The sequence below is a fragment of the Bacillus sp. NSP9.1 genome, from assembly GCF_000465465.2.
In the GTDB taxonomy this organism is placed as follows: Bacteria; Bacillota; Bacilli; order Bacillales; family Bacillaceae; genus Bacillus; species Bacillus sonorensis_A.
In genome coordinates this window covers 841,386-858,625 of sequence record NZ_CP048273.1, presented here as the reverse complement: position 1 = coordinate 858,625, position 17,240 = coordinate 841,386, and the positions used below count along the sequence as shown (strand labels likewise).

Genomic DNA, 17,240 nt, shown 5'->3' with positions numbered 1-17,240 from the left:
CGCTTTCATCCTCTCATAAACAACATATTCTCCATAAAACGATGTCTTTTGAAACTTCGTTTTCGGTTGCGGTATATGACTCTTTCACTGCAGCCGAAAGTTTTTCTCACCTCTGAAACCGCCTTTTTGCCGGCACCGGTGCTAATTTTGTGTAAACTGCCAGTAATCAAAATTAAACAAGTTGCCTGAACTGTTTCCGGTAAATACAAAGTAGACGTTGTGAACACCGGTCGCGCCGCTTACAGCAGTTTCGACTTCTCTCCAGGTTTGCGTTCCTCCTGTTGAAGGTACATTCAGCGTTCCCACAAGCTTTCCGGTCACACTGTCAAGACGCACTTCAATTTCCCCGCCTACAGCGGATGCCACATTTGCTTTAAACGTCCTGGCTCCGCGCGCGCCGAAGTCGGCATTTCCTACAGCGATCCAGTCTCCGTTATGAATGCTTGTGATGTTTTGATTATTTACCGGCCCACCAGATGCTGAAGATTTCTCTGCCAAAATGCGTCCATTCCAGGCAAACGTTTCAGCTTCTATCCGGTTATATGGATTCAGATTGGCAAGCTGTCCTACACCTTTATAATTTGCTGCAACCTCTTGAATGGACCCATCCAGATTATGCACCAGCTTATTAATATGGGGAGAACGGTATCCTTTGCCGGCTCCGAACAAAGCGAAACTGACAGTTTGAGCATGGTACACCACATACCACTCATTTTTAAAATTGAAAACTGCATGATGGTTGTTACCCCCGGCTCCAAAGTATGCACCCGGATTTTTCAGAAAATGCCCTTGATACGTAAAAGGACCCATTGGGCTTGAGCTGGTCATGTAACCGATTTCACCCGGCGGTATATCGGCCGGGTGCGCACCGCTGAAATTGATGCAATAGGAATAGTAATATTTCCCGTTATACTTATGCATTCCCGAGTCTTCAAACATGAAAGGCGCATCAATCACAGACGCGCTTCCAACAACGCTGGTCATATCGGCCCCCAATTTGATGACTCGTGCTGTTTTAGGATTTGCCCATTGATCCTGTGTTGGATTTGAACCGCCAGGGATGCCTCCGCCGGCATACAGATAACCTTGGCTATCGTCATCTACGAACACTGCCGGATCAAAAAGCCAAACAACGCCGTTCATTCCTGGTGTACTCGTTGTAACCAACGCTTTTCCGATCGGATCTGTCCACGGCCCGGTCGGGCTGTCTGCGGTGAGAACCCCGATGCCTCCGCCGCCGTTTGCAAAGTAAAGGAAGAATTTATCCTTACCATTTATCTTTTTAACTGCGACTGACGGGGCCCAGGACGCGCCTGCCCATTTCGCAATCCCCCGGCCTCCATTGATGCCATTGGCACCCGCTACCGGAATGGCTCCGTGGTCTGTCCAATTCACCATATCCGCTGAAGATATGACGAACACTTTGTTCAAATTGGCGAATGAATTATCCTTAATCGTTCCGTCGCTGTTATATTCATAATCATCACTGGACATATAGATGTAGACTCTTCCGTTATAGGTCAGCACAAAGGGATCCGCTCCTAAATGATGGTCTATTAGCGGATTTGAATTTCCTACATGCTTTGCAATGGTAGTGCTGGCAGCAAGTGCAGACTTCCCAGGTATACAGCTTATGAATAGCGCCAGAACCAATAAACATGCACTGCACTTCATTTTCATAACCAACATCCTCCTTTTATCTATAAAATCAGGTGAGTTGCTGATTTTTCCGGCGGCAGCCCCTGTCTTTGGAAAGTGTGATCCGGATTTGGGGCGATTTCTGATCTTGAAGCGGCTTCTTTCAGAGCTCCATTCCTTCGCGAAGCCGAGCATAAGTCTCTTCCGGAAGAACGCGTTCTGAATCTTGGCCGTCTTCAATCAACCGCAGTAACCTGACCGGTGATTTATCTGCCGGCGCTTTGCTCTTCTTTCTCACATCCCCTCCTGCAGTTCATATTTAATAACCGACTTAAAGTTTTTGACCACCGTTCTGTCATAAGTGTTAGTCATACAAACTTTTACATTTAACACCTTCAAAAACTTACCATAATTTTTTTAGCTTATTAAGTGTCTTTTATCATTTCTTTTTCACAAATCTAAAAATTAATTCTTATGAACTAATTTCATTTTATTTAAAAGAAAACAGGACAAAGGTTTGTTTTGTAAACATCCGTATGTTGAGTAGAAGTGGTTCATAATCGCGGAAAGAAAAAGGAGTATAAGAACATCGCCAAAGCGTCAACGGTTTGATTGAATGAGCGGAGCGAAACAGATACTGGATTAGAGGATGATGATATCAATTACACAGAATATTATGCAGTTGCCTTTAGAGTGAATAACATTATATCCCACCCTACTAATAACGAAGGCAGTGTATATGATTGGTTAAGTCAAGGGGAAAGCTCCTTGGTTGAGATCTCTCTTTATGATGATCCGCCAAATATAATTTTAGTAGATGGTCAGACAGTATGGGAATTGGACATTAATGAATACCTATAGACGAGTTAAATTTTAAAAAGCTGAGCCCTCGTGAAAGAGGGCCTTTTTGTATTATTTCAATAGTGATTCAAGTTTTGCCTTTGTCTTTGGAACGTAAATGCCGTCAGGAGACAGCCCGTGCATCAGCTAGAACCGTTTGACCGTCTTAGCCGTCTTCGGCCCGTAAAAGCCATCAATACCGTTATTTTTGGCGCCTAGTAATAAAGGGCAGCCAGCGCCTCCTAAATCTGTAGGACGGGTTTATTGCCGGACATGTATGGTGATTTTTTCTGTTTGATGATTCAGCGATCAATTCAGCGGCATTTTAAACCGTTTGACTGTGAATCTCGCCGTCTTTTCGACATACATTTCAACGCTGATCGGCAAAGCTGCCGTCCATTGTCTGTCAATTGTCTCTTTATGAATGTTCCTGATATATCTTGGTGTAATGTCTGTGCAGGGAATGTTGAAAATCTCTTACAATATGGAAAACGTCCTTGAATTTTCTCATGGCATGAGCCCGGCGTCCTCCAGCAGTATCATTCATATGTTCATGAAGCCGTTCACCGCTCTTACACAAACATAAAAAATCCCCAAAAACAAAAAAACCACCATCATATGTATGGTGGAGACGGTGGGAGTCGAACCCACGTCCAGAAACGTCGATTGCTTCAGCGTCTACGAGCGTAGCCCTGCATATTTGGATTCGCTCATCTTCGTGCCTGCGGGCGGGCCCTCAGAGAGCTAGTCTGATGGGTCTCTTCCTGCGCTCTCAGACGGGAGCGCAAGCGTAGCCTACTTCGTTATGGGCTCTTAACCGGCACATAGGCGATGCGGGCAAGAGCTCGCTGCGCTATATTAGGCAGCTAGTGCTAAGTTCTGGTTATTAGATTTGCCAGTTATATTTAGGTGCGTGTTTACGAGATCGCCTCTCGGCTCGCAACTCAAGCTCGATCCATCCCTGTCGAATCCGTAACGTCCCCTTGTGAAGGATGTCGGAAAAACTGGCTGTATTCCTATTATATCAAGATTACACATCAATTCAAATGGTAATCTTTGTGACCGCGTTTATATAGAATAACATGGCCAGAGGCTTAGATCAAGCCTTTTTGACGGTCGCGGAACGCCCGTTCAATTTCTCGTTTGGCGTCTTTGCGCTTCAAGTCCTCGCGCTTGTCAAATTTCTTCTTCCCTTTTCCAAGGCCGAGCAGCACTTTGGCAAAGCCGTTTTTTAAATAAAGCTTAAGCGGTACAAGCGAATAGCCCTGTTCTTTTGTGAGACCGATCAGCTTGTTGATCTGCTTTCTGTGCATCAAAAGCTTCCTCGTCCGCAAAGGATCATGGTTGTAGCGGTTTCCCTGCTCGTACGGGCTGATATGCATATTGTGAAGGAACACTTCTCCCCTCTCAATTTTGGCGAACGCGTCCTTTAAATTGACGCGGCCGGCGCGGATCGATTTGATTTCGGTCCCTTGAAGCACAATGCCTGTTTCATATGTTTCTTCTATAAAATAATCGTGGTTTGCTTTTTTATTTTGGGAAACAACCTTCCCTTCTCCCTTTGGCATACGGCAACCTCCTCCCGCCTGAAGTCTTTCATTTTCGAAAAGGCGGCGAATACGTTTTATTCTACCAAATGAACGCCTTTCTTACAATTTCGCCGCCCCTTTTGTGACGCGTGCCGGGATTATTTTTTCTTTTTCTTTCTTTTCTGCTTCGGTGCGTTTTGGAAACCGCGTTTTTTCTTTACTTTTTTCTTTTTCGGCTTTGTGAACCATTCCCCTTTGTCAGAAGCAGGCGCCGTCTTTTTGGAATCTTTCCCCTTCTGTTTGCCTTCAGGTTTCGGCCTGCGGCGCGATCCTTTCATTCCGACGATTTCAAAGTCGATGTTCCGTTCGTCCTTATTGACGTCGACGACGCGGACCGTAATCTCGTCGCCGATCCGGTAGACATTGCCCGTCCTTTCGCCGATCATCGCGTAATGCTGTTCATCATAGCGGTAGAAATCATCCGTCATAAAGCTGACATGGACCAGTCCTTCAATCGTATTCGGAAGCTCGACAAACATGCCGAAGTTCGTGACCGAACTGATCATGCCGTCAAATTCCTCACCGATCTTATCCATCATATATTCCGCTTTTTTCAGGTCGTCAGTTTCCCGCTCCGCGTCGACGGCATTGCGTTCCATATTTGACGTATGCTCGGCAATATCCGGAAGCTTCTCCGCCCATTTTTCCCTTGTTGCTTCATCGGTCTTGCCCTGAATCAAGTATGTCCTGATCAGCCTGTGGACGATCAAATCAGGATAGCGGCGAATCGGCGATGTAAAGTGGGTGTAAAATTCAGTTGACAACCCGAAGTGGCCGAGGCTTTGCGGGTCATATTTCGCCTGTTTCATCGACCTGAGCATCACCGTAGAAATGACGGCTTCTTCCGGGCGGTCTCTCACTTCATCGAGCACGTTCTGGAGCGCCTTCGGATGGATGCTGCCGGCCGTCCCTTTGACCACATAGCCAAATGTGGCGACAAACTCCAAAAATCTCTGCAGCTTCTCCTGATCCGGGTCCTCGTGAATCCGGTAAATAAACGGCACGTTCATCCAATGAAAGTGCTCAGCGACCGTTTCATTGGCCACAAGCATAAACTCTTCAATCAGCTTTTCCGCCGTTGACCTCTCTCTGATCACGACGTCTTTCGCCTTGCCTTCCTCATCGACAAGAACCTTCGCTTCCTTAAAATCAAAATCGACGGCTCCGCGGTTCATCCGCTTGTCGCGTAAAATGGCGGCAAGCTCTTCCATATCTTTAAACAGCGGCACAAGAGCTTCATATTTTTGCTTCAGCTCTTCATCATCATCAACTAAAATTTTGTTGACGTCCGAATATGTCATCCGTTCAGTCGTCTTAATCACGCTTTGAAAAATATCATGCTTTACGACTTGTCCTTGGCCGTTAATTTCCATTTCACACGACATCGTCAAGCGGTCGACTTTCGGATTTAAAGAGCAGATGCCGTTCGAGAGCCGATGCGGGATCATCGGAATGACCCTGTCGACCAAATAAACGCTCGTTCCCCGTTCATACGCCTCTTGATCAATCGGCGATCCTTCTGTTACATAGTGACTGACATCGGCAATGTGAACGCCGAGTTTATAATGCCCGTTCTCAAGTTTTGTAACGGTAACGGCGTCATCGAGATCTTTGGCATCCGCGCCATCGATCGTGACGATCGTTTGATCGCGCAAATCGCGTCTATTCTGAAGATCCTTTTCATCGATCGTTTCCGGTGTGGCGCCGGCCTGTTCCAACGCTTCCCTCGGAAATTCCCCGGGAAGACCGTGTTTATGAATGATCGATAGGATATCAATACCGGGATCGTTTTTATGGCCGAGAATTTCAACGACTTCCCCCTCGGCGCTCATCCGTCCTTCAGGGTAGCTTGTCAGGCGGACGACGACCTTATGGCCCTCGACAGCGCCGTTTTTGGCGTGTTTCGGAATAAAGATGTCGTTTGTGATTTTTTTATCGTCCGGAATGACAAACCCGAAATTTCTCGTCTCCGTATACGTACCGACGATTTTCTGAACGTTCCGCTCAATGATGCGGATGACAGAGCCTTCTTTTTTTGTGCCTCCGGTTGCCGTGCTCATGCGGACGAGCACCGTATCTCCGTTCATCGCCGTATTCAGCTCGGAAGGCGGAATAAAGACGTCATCAAGCGCGGCGTCTTCAGGAAGGAGAAACGCAAAGCCCTTGGCGTGCGCCGAAATCTTTCCTTTGATTAAATTCATTTTTTCCGGCAATCCGTACCGGTTGCTTCTCGTTCGGACGACAAGCCCTTTTTCTTCAAGGCTCACCAATGCCTTGACAAGCTCTTTATATTCATCTGCATCTGTAATCTCAAGCATCTCCTCCAGTTCCTGAACTGTCAGAGGTTTATATGCTTCTTCCTTCATAAAGGAAAGAAGCTTATCCATAAATTCTTCTTTTTCCACTAACCAGACCTCCTTAAGGCTGCCAATCCAACGTTTCTAAAAATTGATACACATCTTCGTGCAATGTTTCACGCTCTTTATCCAAAGTGATGGCATGCCCTGATTCTTCATACCATTTCAGTTTTTTATCATCCGTCTCGACTTCATTGTAGATGATGTTTGCGCTGTCCGTATTGATCATATGATCATGGCGGGCCTGCACTACAAACGTCGGCGAGTAGATCATGTCTACATGATGTCTGACATCGGCGATAAGCTCCTGTAAAGCCTTTAATGTGTTCATCGGCGTTTTTTTGAATTCTTCCATTTCGGCGTCAATCTGTTCCGGTGTTTTGCCTTCAAATTTTTTATAATTGCGGGCATAATCAAGCACACCTTGATACATCGTCTCTTCGCTTTTGATATACATCGGCGCGCACATTGGAACAATTCCCTTTACGGGTACAGTGTAACCCAATTTCAGAGAAAAAACCCCTCCGAGAGACAGTCCGCAAGCCGCTATTTGTTCATATCCTTCCGATTTCAAATATTCGTAACCGTCCATGACGTCTTTCCACCAGTCTTCAGGGCCTGTGGAAAGAAGTTCTTCCGGCGGGACGCCGTGTCCTTGATATTGAGGAGCGTGGCACGTATAGCCCCTTTCATTTAAATATCTCCCGAGCATTCTCACATCTGCTGTGTTTCCCGTAAATCCGTGCAGCAGCAGGACGGCTTTTTTTCCGCCTTTAAATGTGAAAGGTTGTGGTTTGACGATTTTCATGATTCACTGTCTCCTTTTCATATGTATTCTTCCACGTTTGATCTGGAAACAAACTTAATAAATAGAACCGGCCGCAAGACAGAGGCCGGCAAATAGGAAAAAGGCCTGACTTCAACATCAGACCTCATGCTTCATTGTCTTATACAAAGTAAGCAAGCGCAATCGTTAAGAAAAAGAAAAGCACGGTTAAAACAACCGTAATCCGGTGAAGAATTAAATCCAATCCTCTTGCTTTCTGCTTTCCAAAAAGCTGCTCGGCTCCTCCGGAAATCGCGCCCGATAATCCTGCGCTTTTGCTGGATTGCAGCAGCACGACAACGATAAGTGCAACGCAAACAATCACTAATAAGACCGTTAAAAATGCGGTCATTTCCTACACCTCCAGGCAAACTGGCTGACAATAGTTTTATTTTACATGAAAACGAAGTTGCTGTCACGGGCTGAATCGACCGTCTTGTTTATTTTTTGCCAGCCCCGGAAAGGCGTATACACACATGATTGGAAAGGCTCCGCTTTAATTCAATATGCAGCATGGTGTTTCTGTTTCAAGACCTCCTTCATCTCTTGCAAAAGCATCTCTGCACCGCGGGGACTGAGCACGATCTTGCCGCCCGCGTACGTTTTGTTCTGCGTCGTGATTTCCCCTGTCATCAGGCAGGCCATGTTGGCGGCGTATTTTGTCAAAATGATGCTTTCACCTTCACTGTATATTTCCAGCGGGTCCTTTTCATTGATGTTCAGCACCTTCCGCATTTCCACCGGGAGCACCACCCTTCCAAGCTCATCGATTCTCCGGACAATTCCCGTATTTTTCATAATTTGTGCGGCCTCCTTTTTTCCTTGTTTCATTGACTTTTGTCAACATCTTTGTAATAGAAGAGATCTTCGAATTTTTTGTTGAAATACTGAATCATTTTTCCAATGACAAGCTGACCCGGCCTCCTTTCCCCATTAAGGACTCTGCTAAGTGTTGCCGGGGATACACCGATTTCAATGGCAAGCTGATTTAAGGAAAGATTATGCTCAACCATATACTGAAGAACAAAATCTCTCCTGATATGAATCTTTTTTACCATTATGACTCCCCTTCCTTTTGTTTTATATTTCTTTTTATCTATATCAACCATAATTGATATGTTAACTTTTGTCAATACTTTTATCATCCATATGTTTCCTGTAGTCAATATTCATACTAAAATATTGAATATAAGAGATTGTGAGGTTTTGAAGATGACGGATTTTGGAAGTCGATTGAGGGAGTTAAGGGAGCGGAAAAAGCTGACTGTCAATCAGCTCGCGATGTATTCCGGCGTCAGTTCCGCCGGCATTTCAAGAATCGAAAACGGCCACCGCGGTGTACCGAAGCCGGCGACGATCAGAAAGCTGGCCGACGCCTTGAAAATTCCGTATGAGGAGCTGATGGCATCAGCCGGCTATATCAGCGCGGCCGCCGTCAATGAGTCAAGAAGCGGCTACGATACCATCAACAACATCGTTTCTCAATATCAGCTTGAGAACCTTTCATTATTTGACGCGGAAAAATGGAGGCTTCTGTCAAAGGCTGACATCGAGAACCTCGAGAAATATTTCAATTTTCTCGTGCAGGAAGCACGCAGACGGAACAACTCCTGATTCCAGCTCCCTCCGCTTTTCCTCTTGTAAGCCTGTACACTTTTCTTGCTGCTATTTTATACCTTATGTTAACTTTTGTCAATATTTTTCCACCTGAACTGTTTCCTTTAGTCAACATTTGTATTAAAATGTTACATAACACGATGACGGCGAGGTGATGGTGATGAAAACAACATTCGGCGAGCAGTTGAAAGAGCTGCGCGAACAAAGAGGATTGTCGGTCAATCAGCTTGCGATGTACGCCGGGGTGAGCGCCGCGACCATTTCCAGAATCGAAAACGGGCATCGCGGAGTGCCGAAGCCGGCGACGATCAGAAAGTTGGCCGCTGCCTTGAAGATCCCATATGAACAGCTGATGGACATCGCCGGTTATATGGCGCCGGGGGAAATCTGTGAAGAGCAGCCGGAGTACCTCACCATATATGATATTGCGGCAAAACACGACGCGGAAGACCTGTGGCTGTTTGACGCGCGCAAATGGGACAGCTTGTCACGAGAAGATATATTAAATCTTGAGCAGTATTTTCACTTTTTGGTGAGTGAAGCCGAGAAGCGGAAATCATAAAAAGCCCGAGTTTCCTTTAAACAGAAACTCGGGCTTTTATTTTTCTAGACACCATCTGGATTCGGCGCTTGGCCTTTGCGGTTTTTGACCGGGCTCAAGACGCCCTCGAGCCATCCCATAATCAGGTCGGCGATGACAGCCATCAGCGCGGTCGGAATCGCGCCCGCCAGGATAATCGCTGTTCCGTTCGTCGCGTTTGACCCTCTGACGATGATGTCGCCGAGACCGCCGGCGCCGATGAAGGTTCCGATCGCGGTAATGCCGATCGCGATCACCAAAGCGGTTCTGAGACCCGCCATAATGACGGATAATGCCAGGGGAAGCTCGACCATCCGCAGCACTTGAAACTTCGTCATCCCCATCGCTTTTCCCGATTCGAGATAGGCGTGCTCAATGCTGACGATTCCCGTATACGTATTTCTGATGATCGGCAAGAGCGAATACAAAAACAATGAAAGGATGACCGTGTTCGCCCCGAGGCCCATCACGAGCATGAGGACGGCAAGCATCGCCAATGCCGGAATCGTCTGGATCACATTTGTAATGGAAAAGATCCATCTGCTCGCCTTTCTGTATCTGGCGATGAAAATCCCGATCGGAATCCCGACGATCGCCGCAAACAAGACGCCGTAGGCCGACATGAGAAAATGGCGGTAAAATTCGTGCAGCACATAGCCGCCGTTTTGCGCATAGTACGTCCAAAGCTGTTTCAGCATTTCCATTTCAATCATCCCTCCCTGATCACTCAAAATAATGATGCTTTTTCAAAAATTCTTCTGCGACGACAGAAGGTTCTTTCAGCTTTCCATCGACTTCATAGTTCAGCTCCTGCATCGTCTCGGTGTCGATCTTCCCGATCAGCTTGCTGATGACACCCTCAAGTTCCGGATGGGCCTTCAGCACTTTTTCCGGGACGACAGGAGAACAGTCGTACGGAGGGAAAAAATGTTTGTCATCCTTTAATATTTTCAGATTATAGGCCTTGATCCGGCCGTCCGTCGAATAGGCGAGGACGATGTCCATCTTGCCGTTCTTGACGGCGTCATAAACGAGACCGATTTGCATTGGAAAGGTTGAACCAAATGCGAAACCGTATGTTTGTTTAAATCCTTGGTATCCGTCGCCTTTTCTTTTCAGCCAGGCGTTATCCACCCCGAGCTTCAGCTTGTCGGCGTCTTTTTTCAAATCGGAAATCGTGTCATAGTGCTCTTTTTCAGCCATTTCTTTCGTGATGGTAAACGCGTACGTATTATCAAATCCGTAGGAATCATACCATTTATAGTTAAATTTCTTTTTAAAATCCTTTTGGACGATTTTAAGCGCTTTTTCCGGATCTTTTTCCGCTTCCCTGCCAAGCGTGCTCGTCAAGTCTGTGCCGGAATAGCGCGTGGCCGAAATGTCGATGTCGCCGCCGAGCATCGCCTGGTGCTGGACATAGTTTGAGCCGAGGTTTTTGACAAGCGCCGTATTTAAATCGGTGTCATGCTCGATCAGCTGGGCGAGCATATTCGCCATAATTTCAGATTCCGTAAAGCTTTGCGATCCGATTTTGATCGTGTTTTTGGAAGCCCCGCCGAGACCGGGCAGGCTGCAGCCGCTTAATAAAAGCGCAAACACCAGCACGAAGGCTGTGACTAATCTTCGTTTTTTCTTCTGCATGAATGCCAACTCCTTATGATACTTCCTTCATCCCTTTCAATCCTTCAGGTGTGACTTTGTCTTCGGTTTTCGAGAGAATGTAATCGATCAGAATCGCCAATATCGTGACAGGCACCGCGCCGGCGATGATATATTCAGGCTGGTACAGGTTGAGCCCGATGAAAATATAGTCGCCGAGGCCGCCGCCGCCGATGAATGAAGCGAGCGTCGCCCAACCGATTAAATAAACGGTTGACGTGCGGATACCCGCCATGATCACCGGAACCGACAGCGGCAGCTCGACAAGGCGGATTTGTTCCCATGCAGTCATACCGATTCCCTTTCCGGACTCCAGCAAGTTTTGGTTGACGCCTTTTACACCTGTATACGTATTTCTTAGAATCGGTAGGACTGAATAGAAAAATAACGCGACAATTGCGGGGATCTTTCCCACGCCGAGCAGCGGAATGAAAAATGCCAGTATCGCGAGACTTGGCAACGTCTGAACAATGTTGACAACACCGATGACAACGCCCGCCCCTTTTTTCATTCTCGTCAGCAATACACCGAGCGGAACAGCCACGATGATGCCAAGCAGAACGGCTATGACCGAAATATATAAATGCTCACCTGTTTTATAAAGCATTTCTCCGCCATTCTTCTGCAAAAATTGAATGATTTCATTCATGATTGGTGCCCTCTCCTTCCATTAACTCTGGACAAGATGGTTTTCGTCTCCCCAGATGGAGTCATAGACGATGTCCACAAGGCTTGCCCTTGTTACAATGCCGACAAGGCGTCCCTTTTCATCAAGAACCGGAACATATTTAAACCCTCTTTTTAAAATCTTTCTGACGGTATCCCTGATCATTGTGCCCTTCTGAACAGAGTAGATATCCCGGCTGAGAACATCTCCGACCGTTCCGGCTTTTTTGCGGTTTTGATCAATGATTTCAACATCGATATACCCTTCTAAGACATGGTTATCATCAACGACAAGCAGCGAGTCGACGCGATGCTCCCTCATGATTTGAATCGCTTCTGACAAGGTTTTTTCGCTTGTCACCGTAACCGGGTTGGAGTTCATCACTTGTTCGACATGCTCGACATCAGGGCGCGATTGAAGCAGCCGCTCTTTTCCGATAAATTCCTCGACAAAATCGTCCGCCGGATTGCGCAAAATCTCATCAGGCGTACCGACCTGCACGACTTCACCCGCGCGCAAAATAACGATCCGGTCGGCGAGTTTAATCGCTTCGTCCATATCGTGCGTGACAAAGACGATCGTTTTGTTCAATGATTTCTGCAGCTTCTTAAATTCTTCCTGAAGCGAATCGCGGGTAATCGGATCAAGCGCCCCAAATGGCTCATCCATTAAAATCAGCGGCGGTTCCGCCGCAAGCGCCCGCAGCACGCCGATTCTCTGCTGCTGTCCGCCGCTTAGCTCGTGGGGATAGCGGCTCAAATATTCCGGCCCCATGTCGACGAGCTGGAGCAGCTCTTTTGCCCGTTTTTTTCTTTTTTCTTCCGGCCATTTCAACAGCCTTGGCACGAGCGTGATATTTTGCTGAATCGTCATATGCGGGAAAAGGCCGATCTGCTGAATGACATAGCCGATCTTGCGGCGCAGCTCAACCGGGTCCTGATCCAAAATATTTTCTCCGTCGATGTAAATGCTTCCTGAAGTAGGCTCAATGAGCCGGTTGATCATTTTCATCGTCGTCGTTTTCCCGCAGCCGCTGGGCCCGATAAAAACGATGAATTCCCCTTTTGCGATATCAAGGTTAATGCTGTTGACGGCTTTTTTGCCGCCTTTATAAACCTTGGATACATTTTCTAGCTTTAGCAATCAGCACACCTCCAACTATTATTTAAATATTTCAACATCTCGTTTATTATAGGATACACTTTGTAAAATAAAAAGTTTATAAAGTGTTTAAAATGTATGAATAATGCTTAAAAAAATATGTTTACTTCTTTCAAAAGCCGCTTATTCTTAAGATAGCGGCCGAATCCTTAGTTTTGCTTTCATTTTATTGTTTTCAACCGCTAACCAAATTATGATATATTGACAATAAAATTGGCTGTCCTTGGGGTGATGCGCTTTGGAAGAAAACGTTTTAAAAACGATTAAACAAGCTGAAGAATATTTTATAGAAAAAATTGCCGAAAACATGAATACATATGCTATATCATCAACTGTCGGCCGCGTGCTGGGAATCATCTATATGAACAGAAAGCCGATGACCTTAAATGAACTATCTGATGCAACGGGGATGAGCAAAACGAGAATGAGCCAGGTCGTCCGCGAAATGCTCGATTTGAATATCGCTGAAAAGGTTTTTGAAAAAGGCGTCCGCAAAGACTTATACGATGTTGAACAGGATTATTATCAGACATTTATTTCACTGTTTGCCGCCAACTGGAGCAAGGTCGTTAAAAAAAACCGGATGATCGGAAAAAAGATCAGAAAAGAGCTTTTAGAAGCGCTTGAAGAGGAACACATTTCCCCTGAAACGGAAGAAAAAATCAACGACCTTCTGAAAGAAACAAAACAGTGGCTCGACTACTATCAGTGGCTTGACAACTTGATCGAGTTTTTCGAAAGCGAAGACATTTTCAAATATGTGCCAAAGCCATCATAATCGCTAAAAAGCTGCACAGCCGTGCAGCTTTTCACTTTTCCTCACCCGGCCAATATCGGAAACAACCCTTTCAGCCCCGTCCCGATCATGCCAACGGCCACCACGGCTAAAATCAGTCCCATCAGCCTTGTGATGACATTCATTTCCGTCCGGCCCAGTTTGCTGCTGATCAATGTTGAATAGTGAAACGCTGCAAAGGTCAATAAAAGCACGGCGGCAATGCCGATGATCATTTCGCCGAAATGAAGCAGTGATCGGCTTCCGGCCGAGAGACTCATGACAGTCGCAATCGTTCCCGGTCCTGAAATGATCGGAATGCTCAGCGGTGTCACGGAAATATCCTCCTTTTCCCTGCTTTCCCGATGTTCTTCATGATGGAGCGTCTGAACATGCGATTGTTTGGCATTCAGCAGGTTATAGGCGATTCCGAATATAAAAATCCCGCCTGCCACCCGAAATGCGTGAATGTTAATATCGAATACCTGAAAGATCAGTTCACCGAAAAGCAAAAACCCGATCATAATGAGAAAGGATAATATGGCGGCCCTTCTCGCTAAAACGGTGCGTTCCTCCGCCTGATATCCTTCCGTAAGGGCAAGAAAGATGGGAACGTTGCCGATCGGATTTGTGACGGCGAACAAGGAAACAAAAACATGAATGATAGAACTAAACATAAGGTCGCTCCTTTCTGAACACAAAATCATCAACAGATATTCTGTTTTTACCTCGGATGATGCTTGCTGAAACTTTTTTAAAGCTATTACATTCCGCTCCATTTTCATTTATAATGAATTTTCAGATAGGACAAAATAACTAGTTTAAAGGAGAATGTATTTAATGACATGTTCAAAATGCGGCCATCAAACAGATGGCGGAAGATTTTGCGAGAACTGCGGTGCAAATCTGTCCGCAGAGAGTGACAGCGCCGGGACTAAAGCGGAGACGGCGCAGACGCAAATGTATGTGGAAGCGGCGAAAAAAGCTTCATCCATGTACTTTTCATTTTGTTTAAGAGCGTTGAAACGCCCGTACAAAGAGATGAAAAACGCCGGAGAACAGCATTTCACTAACAGCATCATCACGATGGTTGTCTTTGCGATTATCGTTCCATTGACATTTTATTTCGGGTTAAAGGGCTTTTTCGATTCTTTAGGGCGCTATTCCGGGATTTGGAGCGGCTCTGACATGATGCCGACGTTTTTTGATATCGTAGTCAAACCCGCTTTTACCTTTGCTATTTATATTTTCTTATTATTTGTTTTTACATACGCAGGTGTGAGAATCCAAGGGGCTCAGGCGCCATTTAAAGAAGTCATGGGACGTTTTGGGGCGCTCTTAGTCCCATTTACAGCGCTTCTCGTTATCGCTTTTCTGTTATCATTGATGAAAACGGCCTTGTTTTTAAGTGTTTTATTGTTCGCGCTTTGCGGCATTGTCTTTTTGATTCCGCCGGCCGTTCTTTACAGCTACCATGAAAAGGCGAAAGGCGCCGTCGATATGATTTATTCAACACTGCTCGTTTATTTGATGACATTGATTGCAGTCCGGGCGATGAGCAATCTGTTTCTCGATTATTTCGCCAATATTGGCGGCTCTATTCTAAACCGGATATTTTAAGAAAAAAAGCCTTTTTTCCACGTGGGGAAAAAAGGCTTTTTACTATTGTATCGAGGTCAATAACACCTCGCCGTCTTCAACAACGGCCTGGTATGTCCAATGGTATGTTTTCACTTGCTCTTTGCCATTTTTGATAATATTGATTTTCTCCTCAGTTTTGATCGTGACAGCAGAACCGTTTTGCTTCCAGCTGGTAACGCTGAAATCAACGACTTCCTCCTGTGTCCCGCTTCCGTTTAATTTTTTCACCAATGCTTTTTGATCATTGTAAAGCGAGCTTCCTTTTTGCAAATTGTCGGCGACCAATGAAAAATCATTCTCATTGATGGCATCCTGCAAACTATACAAATAGCCTTCAATCGCTGACTCGACTTTGCGGTCTGTCAGCTCTTCGCCTGATGAAGTATTTTTGGAAGCCCCTTTTTCAGAAGCCCATGCCGATGTATATTCCTGCGGCTTGTCGTTTTTGATTTCTTTTTTGTTTTCGATGTTTATAAAGCTCGAGGGGTCGGCTTGTTCGACCAGCCACTTGTGTTGGTCGCCGGAATAGACCAGCGTATACGTAAATCCGTTTTCGTTTTCTGCCATATCAGGTGAGCTGTAGTCGTCAAAATAGGCTGATTTGTGCTTTTCAACCCCGTCAATATCGGTTTTCCATTTGCCATCCTCGTTGTACAGCCGGAAAGAATCGAGATCAAATACGGTGGATAGATAAGTGCCTTTGTAATACGTGCCAGAGCTTTTATAACCGGCAATGATCTCTTTCAAATCGCTTTTATACGACGGGGCGGCAACGGTCAAATCGTTGACATTTCCGCTTGCCAAAGCCTTCATCTCTTCTTTCGTATGCTTCACAAGCGTCTTCATCATCTGATCCATAAATGTTTGATCTGAAGCAAGATTGACTTGAATGTCAGAACTGTCAATCGGCGTTTTTGCGCTTTTTAAGGTTCCCCACGGAAATTCCCCTTCAACTTCGGCAGACATTGAACCGTCTGTCAGCACGGGCCCGAAGGATGTTCCTTTAAATGGATCGATGTTCGTTTTTTGCCCATCAATCCAGAGCGTCCCTTTCAGCTTTTCATATCCGTCTTCGAACACCAGCTTCGCCTTGTGACCGTCGACAGCTACATCAACGTTGACATCGCTTTCCAACGCCTCGACCTTTTCTGTCTTTTTCAGCTCGGTCAGATCGTTCTTCAGCTTGGCTTTAACTTCATATACACCCGGAACATACGGCCCGAACTTTCTCTCAAAGTTCTCTTTTTGGGTTGTCATGACCTTTTTGCCGTTTACAAATAGATCCGTATCTTTATAGTTCGTCTTGATCGTTAAATAAACAGGGGCTACATTTAAAACATAGCGGTCATAAATAAAAAAGTGCCTGCCTGATTTTTCGATTGAGACAAGTTGATTGCCGGAATCGCTTTTCAAAGAAGAAATGAGTTCCTTTTCATCATCTGGATTCTCTTTTAAATATGTCAGCAGCGGTTTGACATTTTCTTTTGTGATGGCCAGGTCGACATCTGAAGATTGCAGCAGCTGCGCCGCTTTCTCGGCATCTTCATGGTCGAGCGCATTTTCAAAATCGCTGATTAACTTTTCCTTTGACGTCAGGGCTTCACCCGTTTTATAGCCTGCAAACAGCAGGACACAGCATACGACAATGGCACCCAGTACGATTATTTTTTTCTTGGACATCTTCGGCTTATGTATGTCTTGGCGTGCGGATTCTTCAGATATAGATGTTCCGCTGCCGTCCGCCTGAAACCCGCAATGTTTGCAAAAACGGGCTTTAGCAGTTAATTCCCTGCCGCATTCTTTACAAAAATTCATGACTTTCCTCCTATTATAAAAACCTCACATAATCATTTTATACTATATTTATCGTAAGGAGGAATTTATTTTTTA

18 protein-coding genes, 1 other RNA gene and 2 pseudogenes are annotated in these 17,240 nt (G+C 45.7%); 5 read left to right on the top strand and 16 right to left on the bottom strand.

All coding sequences use genetic code 11. The features are described 5' to 3' along the window. Positions 1-141 precede the first annotated feature (141 nt). The gene (locus M654_RS04190; RefSeq protein ID WP_026588797.1) at positions 142-1,680 is read right to left on the bottom strand and encodes a glycoside hydrolase family 43 protein; all 1,539 of its coding nucleotides are present in this window, start codon (positions 1,678-1,680) and stop codon (positions 142-144) included. Between the two features lie 121 nt (positions 1,681-1,801). Further along, a complete protein-coding gene (locus M654_RS24075) occupies positions 1,802-1,936 on the bottom strand; it encodes a hypothetical protein (protein ID WP_256860191.1) in 135 nt (44 codons plus the stop codon). A gap of 329 nt (positions 1,937-2,265) precedes the next feature. Here M654_RS24075 and M654_RS23780 point away from each other — a divergent pair. Further along, a pseudogene (locus tag M654_RS23780) lies at positions 2,266-2,499 on the top strand (hypothetical protein); the annotation flags it as partial. A 51-nt stretch (positions 2,500-2,550) separates the two neighbouring features. Here the strand turns inward: M654_RS23780 and M654_RS23775 are convergent. The 8 genes and pseudogenes from M654_RS23775 to M654_RS04150 form a co-directional block, all read right to left on the bottom strand. Further along, positions 2,551-2,694: pseudogene (locus M654_RS23775) on the bottom strand (peptidoglycan-binding domain-containing protein); the annotation flags it as partial. Positions 2,695-3,101: 407 nt separating this feature from the next. After that, positions 3,102-3,461: a transfer-messenger RNA gene (gene ssrA / locus M654_RS04180) on the bottom strand. Between the two features lie 111 nt (positions 3,462-3,572). Further along, on the bottom strand, positions 3,573-4,046 hold the full coding sequence (smpB, locus tag M654_RS04175; RefSeq protein ID WP_026588798.1) for an SsrA-binding protein: 474 nt from the start codon (positions 4,044-4,046) through the stop codon (positions 3,573-3,575). 119 nt (positions 4,047-4,165) lie between these two features. Next, positions 4,166-6,472: a ribonuclease R gene (rnr, locus tag M654_RS04170; RefSeq protein WP_026588799.1), complete on the bottom strand. Its 2,307-nt coding sequence runs from the start codon at positions 6,470-6,472 to the stop codon at positions 4,166-4,168. A gap of 13 nt (positions 6,473-6,485) precedes the next feature. Beyond that, positions 6,486-7,232, bottom strand: a complete 747-nt coding sequence (locus M654_RS04165) for an alpha/beta hydrolase (protein WP_026588800.1) — start codon at positions 7,230-7,232, stop codon at positions 6,486-6,488. 139 nt (positions 7,233-7,371) lie between these two features. After that, complete coding sequence (secG, locus tag M654_RS04160) at positions 7,372-7,602, bottom strand: preprotein translocase subunit SecG (protein ID WP_026588801.1); 231 nt, start codon at positions 7,600-7,602, stop codon at positions 7,372-7,374. Positions 7,603-7,751: 149 nt separating this feature from the next. Then, on the bottom strand, positions 7,752-8,048 hold the full coding sequence (locus tag M654_RS04155) for an AbrB/MazE/SpoVT family DNA-binding domain-containing protein (RefSeq protein WP_026588802.1): 297 nt from the start codon (positions 8,046-8,048) through the stop codon (positions 7,752-7,754). Between the two features lie 29 nt (positions 8,049-8,077). Beyond that, on the bottom strand, positions 8,078-8,311 hold the full coding sequence (locus tag M654_RS04150; RefSeq protein ID WP_142246090.1) for a helix-turn-helix domain-containing protein: 234 nt from the start codon (positions 8,309-8,311) through the stop codon (positions 8,078-8,080). 151 nt (positions 8,312-8,462) lie between these two features. Here M654_RS04150 and M654_RS04145 point away from each other — a divergent pair, with 151 nt between their 5' ends. Both M654_RS04145 and M654_RS04140 read left to right on the top strand, forming a co-directional pair. Continuing rightward, positions 8,463-8,864: a transcriptional regulator gene (locus tag M654_RS04145; protein WP_026588804.1), complete on the top strand. Its 402-nt coding sequence runs from the start codon at positions 8,463-8,465 to the stop codon at positions 8,862-8,864. 163 nt (positions 8,865-9,027) lie between these two features. Further along, a complete protein-coding gene (locus tag M654_RS04140) occupies positions 9,028-9,429 on the top strand; it encodes a helix-turn-helix domain-containing protein (protein WP_026588805.1) in 402 nt (133 codons plus the stop codon). Positions 9,430-9,473: 44 nt separating this feature from the next. Here the strand turns inward: M654_RS04140 and M654_RS04135 are convergent, their stop codons facing one another. Genes M654_RS04135 through M654_RS04120 form a run of 4 tightly spaced genes read right to left on the bottom strand, consistent with a single transcriptional unit; the run spans position 9,474 to position 12,916 of the window. Further along, positions 9,474-10,151, bottom strand: a complete 678-nt coding sequence (locus M654_RS04135; RefSeq protein ID WP_026588806.1) for an ABC transporter permease — start codon at positions 10,149-10,151, stop codon at positions 9,474-9,476. A 19-nt stretch (positions 10,152-10,170) separates the two neighbouring features. Continuing rightward, positions 10,171-11,088, bottom strand: a complete 918-nt coding sequence (gene opuCC / locus M654_RS04130) for an osmoprotectant ABC transporter substrate-binding lipoprotein OpuCC (RefSeq protein WP_026588807.1) — start codon at positions 11,086-11,088, stop codon at positions 10,171-10,173. A 13-nt stretch (positions 11,089-11,101) separates the two neighbouring features. Continuing rightward, on the bottom strand, positions 11,102-11,755 hold the full coding sequence (locus M654_RS04125; protein WP_026588808.1) for an ABC transporter permease: 654 nt from the start codon (positions 11,753-11,755) through the stop codon (positions 11,102-11,104). Positions 11,756-11,776: 21 nt separating this feature from the next. Further along, positions 11,777-12,916 carry a betaine/proline/choline family ABC transporter ATP-binding protein gene (locus M654_RS04120; RefSeq protein WP_026588809.1) on the bottom strand — a complete coding sequence of 380 codons (1,140 nt, stop codon included), beginning with the start codon at positions 12,914-12,916 and terminating at the stop codon, positions 11,777-11,779. 256 nt (positions 12,917-13,172) lie between these two features. Here M654_RS04120 and M654_RS04115 point away from each other — a divergent pair, with 256 nt between their 5' ends. Continuing rightward, positions 13,173-13,712, top strand: a complete 540-nt coding sequence (locus M654_RS04115) for a GbsR/MarR family transcriptional regulator (protein WP_026588810.1) — start codon at positions 13,173-13,175, stop codon at positions 13,710-13,712. Positions 13,713-13,753: 41 nt separating this feature from the next. On the opposite strand, the gene M654_RS04110 is transcribed toward M654_RS04115, so the two are convergent. After that, positions 13,754-14,416, bottom strand: coding sequence for an NAAT family transporter (locus tag M654_RS04110; protein WP_236251199.1), 663 nt, complete (start codon positions 14,414-14,416; stop codon positions 13,754-13,756). A 133-nt stretch (positions 14,417-14,549) separates the two neighbouring features. Between M654_RS04110 and M654_RS04105 the strand changes: the two genes are divergently transcribed. After that, positions 14,550-15,329, top strand: a complete 780-nt coding sequence (locus tag M654_RS04105) for a zinc ribbon domain-containing protein (RefSeq protein ID WP_026588812.1) — start codon at positions 14,550-14,552, stop codon at positions 15,327-15,329. A 42-nt stretch (positions 15,330-15,371) separates the two neighbouring features. Here M654_RS04105 and M654_RS04100 read toward each other — a convergent pair whose 3' ends face one another. After that, positions 15,372-17,165 (bottom strand): zinc ribbon domain-containing protein, encoded by a 1,794-nt coding sequence (locus M654_RS04100; RefSeq protein WP_026588813.1) that lies wholly within the window; start codon positions 17,163-17,165, stop codon positions 15,372-15,374. Positions 17,166-17,240 lie beyond the last annotated feature (75 nt).

Excerpts from the sequence above, each read along its gene's own strand:
- M654_RS04190 (WP_026588797.1), bottom strand. The coding sequence starts at position 1,680 with ATGAAAATGAAGTGCAGTGCATGTTTATTGGTTCTGGCGCTATTCATA.
- smpB (WP_026588798.1), bottom strand. The coding sequence starts at position 4,046 with ATGCCAAAGGGAGAAGGGAAGGTTGTTTCCCAAAATAAAAAAGCAAAC.
- M654_RS04165 (WP_026588800.1), bottom strand. The coding sequence starts at position 7,232 with ATGAAAATCGTCAAACCACAACCTTTCACATTTAAAGGCGGAAAAAAA.
- secG (WP_026588801.1), bottom strand. The coding sequence starts at position 7,602 with ATGACCGCATTTTTAACGGTCTTATTAGTGATTGTTTGCGTTGCACTT.
- M654_RS04155 (WP_026588802.1), bottom strand. The coding sequence starts at position 8,048 with ATGAAAAATACGGGAATTGTCCGGAGAATCGATGAGCTTGGAAGGGTG.
- M654_RS04145 (WP_026588804.1), top strand. The coding sequence starts at position 8,463 with ATGACGGATTTTGGAAGTCGATTGAGGGAGTTAAGGGAGCGGAAAAAG.
- M654_RS04140 (WP_026588805.1), top strand. The coding sequence starts at position 9,028 with ATGAAAACAACATTCGGCGAGCAGTTGAAAGAGCTGCGCGAACAAAGA.
- M654_RS04135 (WP_026588806.1), bottom strand. The coding sequence starts at position 10,151 with ATGGAAATGCTGAAACAGCTTTGGACGTACTATGCGCAAAACGGCGGC.
- opuCC (WP_026588807.1), bottom strand. The coding sequence starts at position 11,088 with ATGCAGAAGAAAAAACGAAGATTAGTCACAGCCTTCGTGCTGGTGTTT.
- M654_RS04125 (WP_026588808.1), bottom strand. The coding sequence starts at position 11,755 with ATGAATGAAATCATTCAATTTTTGCAGAAGAATGGCGGAGAAATGCTT.
- M654_RS04110 (WP_236251199.1), bottom strand. The coding sequence starts at position 14,416 with ATGATTTTGTGTTCAGAAAGGAGCGACCTTATGTTTAGTTCTATCATT.
- M654_RS04105 (WP_026588812.1), top strand. The coding sequence starts at position 14,550 with ATGACATGTTCAAAATGCGGCCATCAAACAGATGGCGGAAGATTTTGC.
- M654_RS04100 (WP_026588813.1), bottom strand. The coding sequence starts at position 17,165 with ATGAATTTTTGTAAAGAATGCGGCAGGGAATTAACTGCTAAAGCCCGT.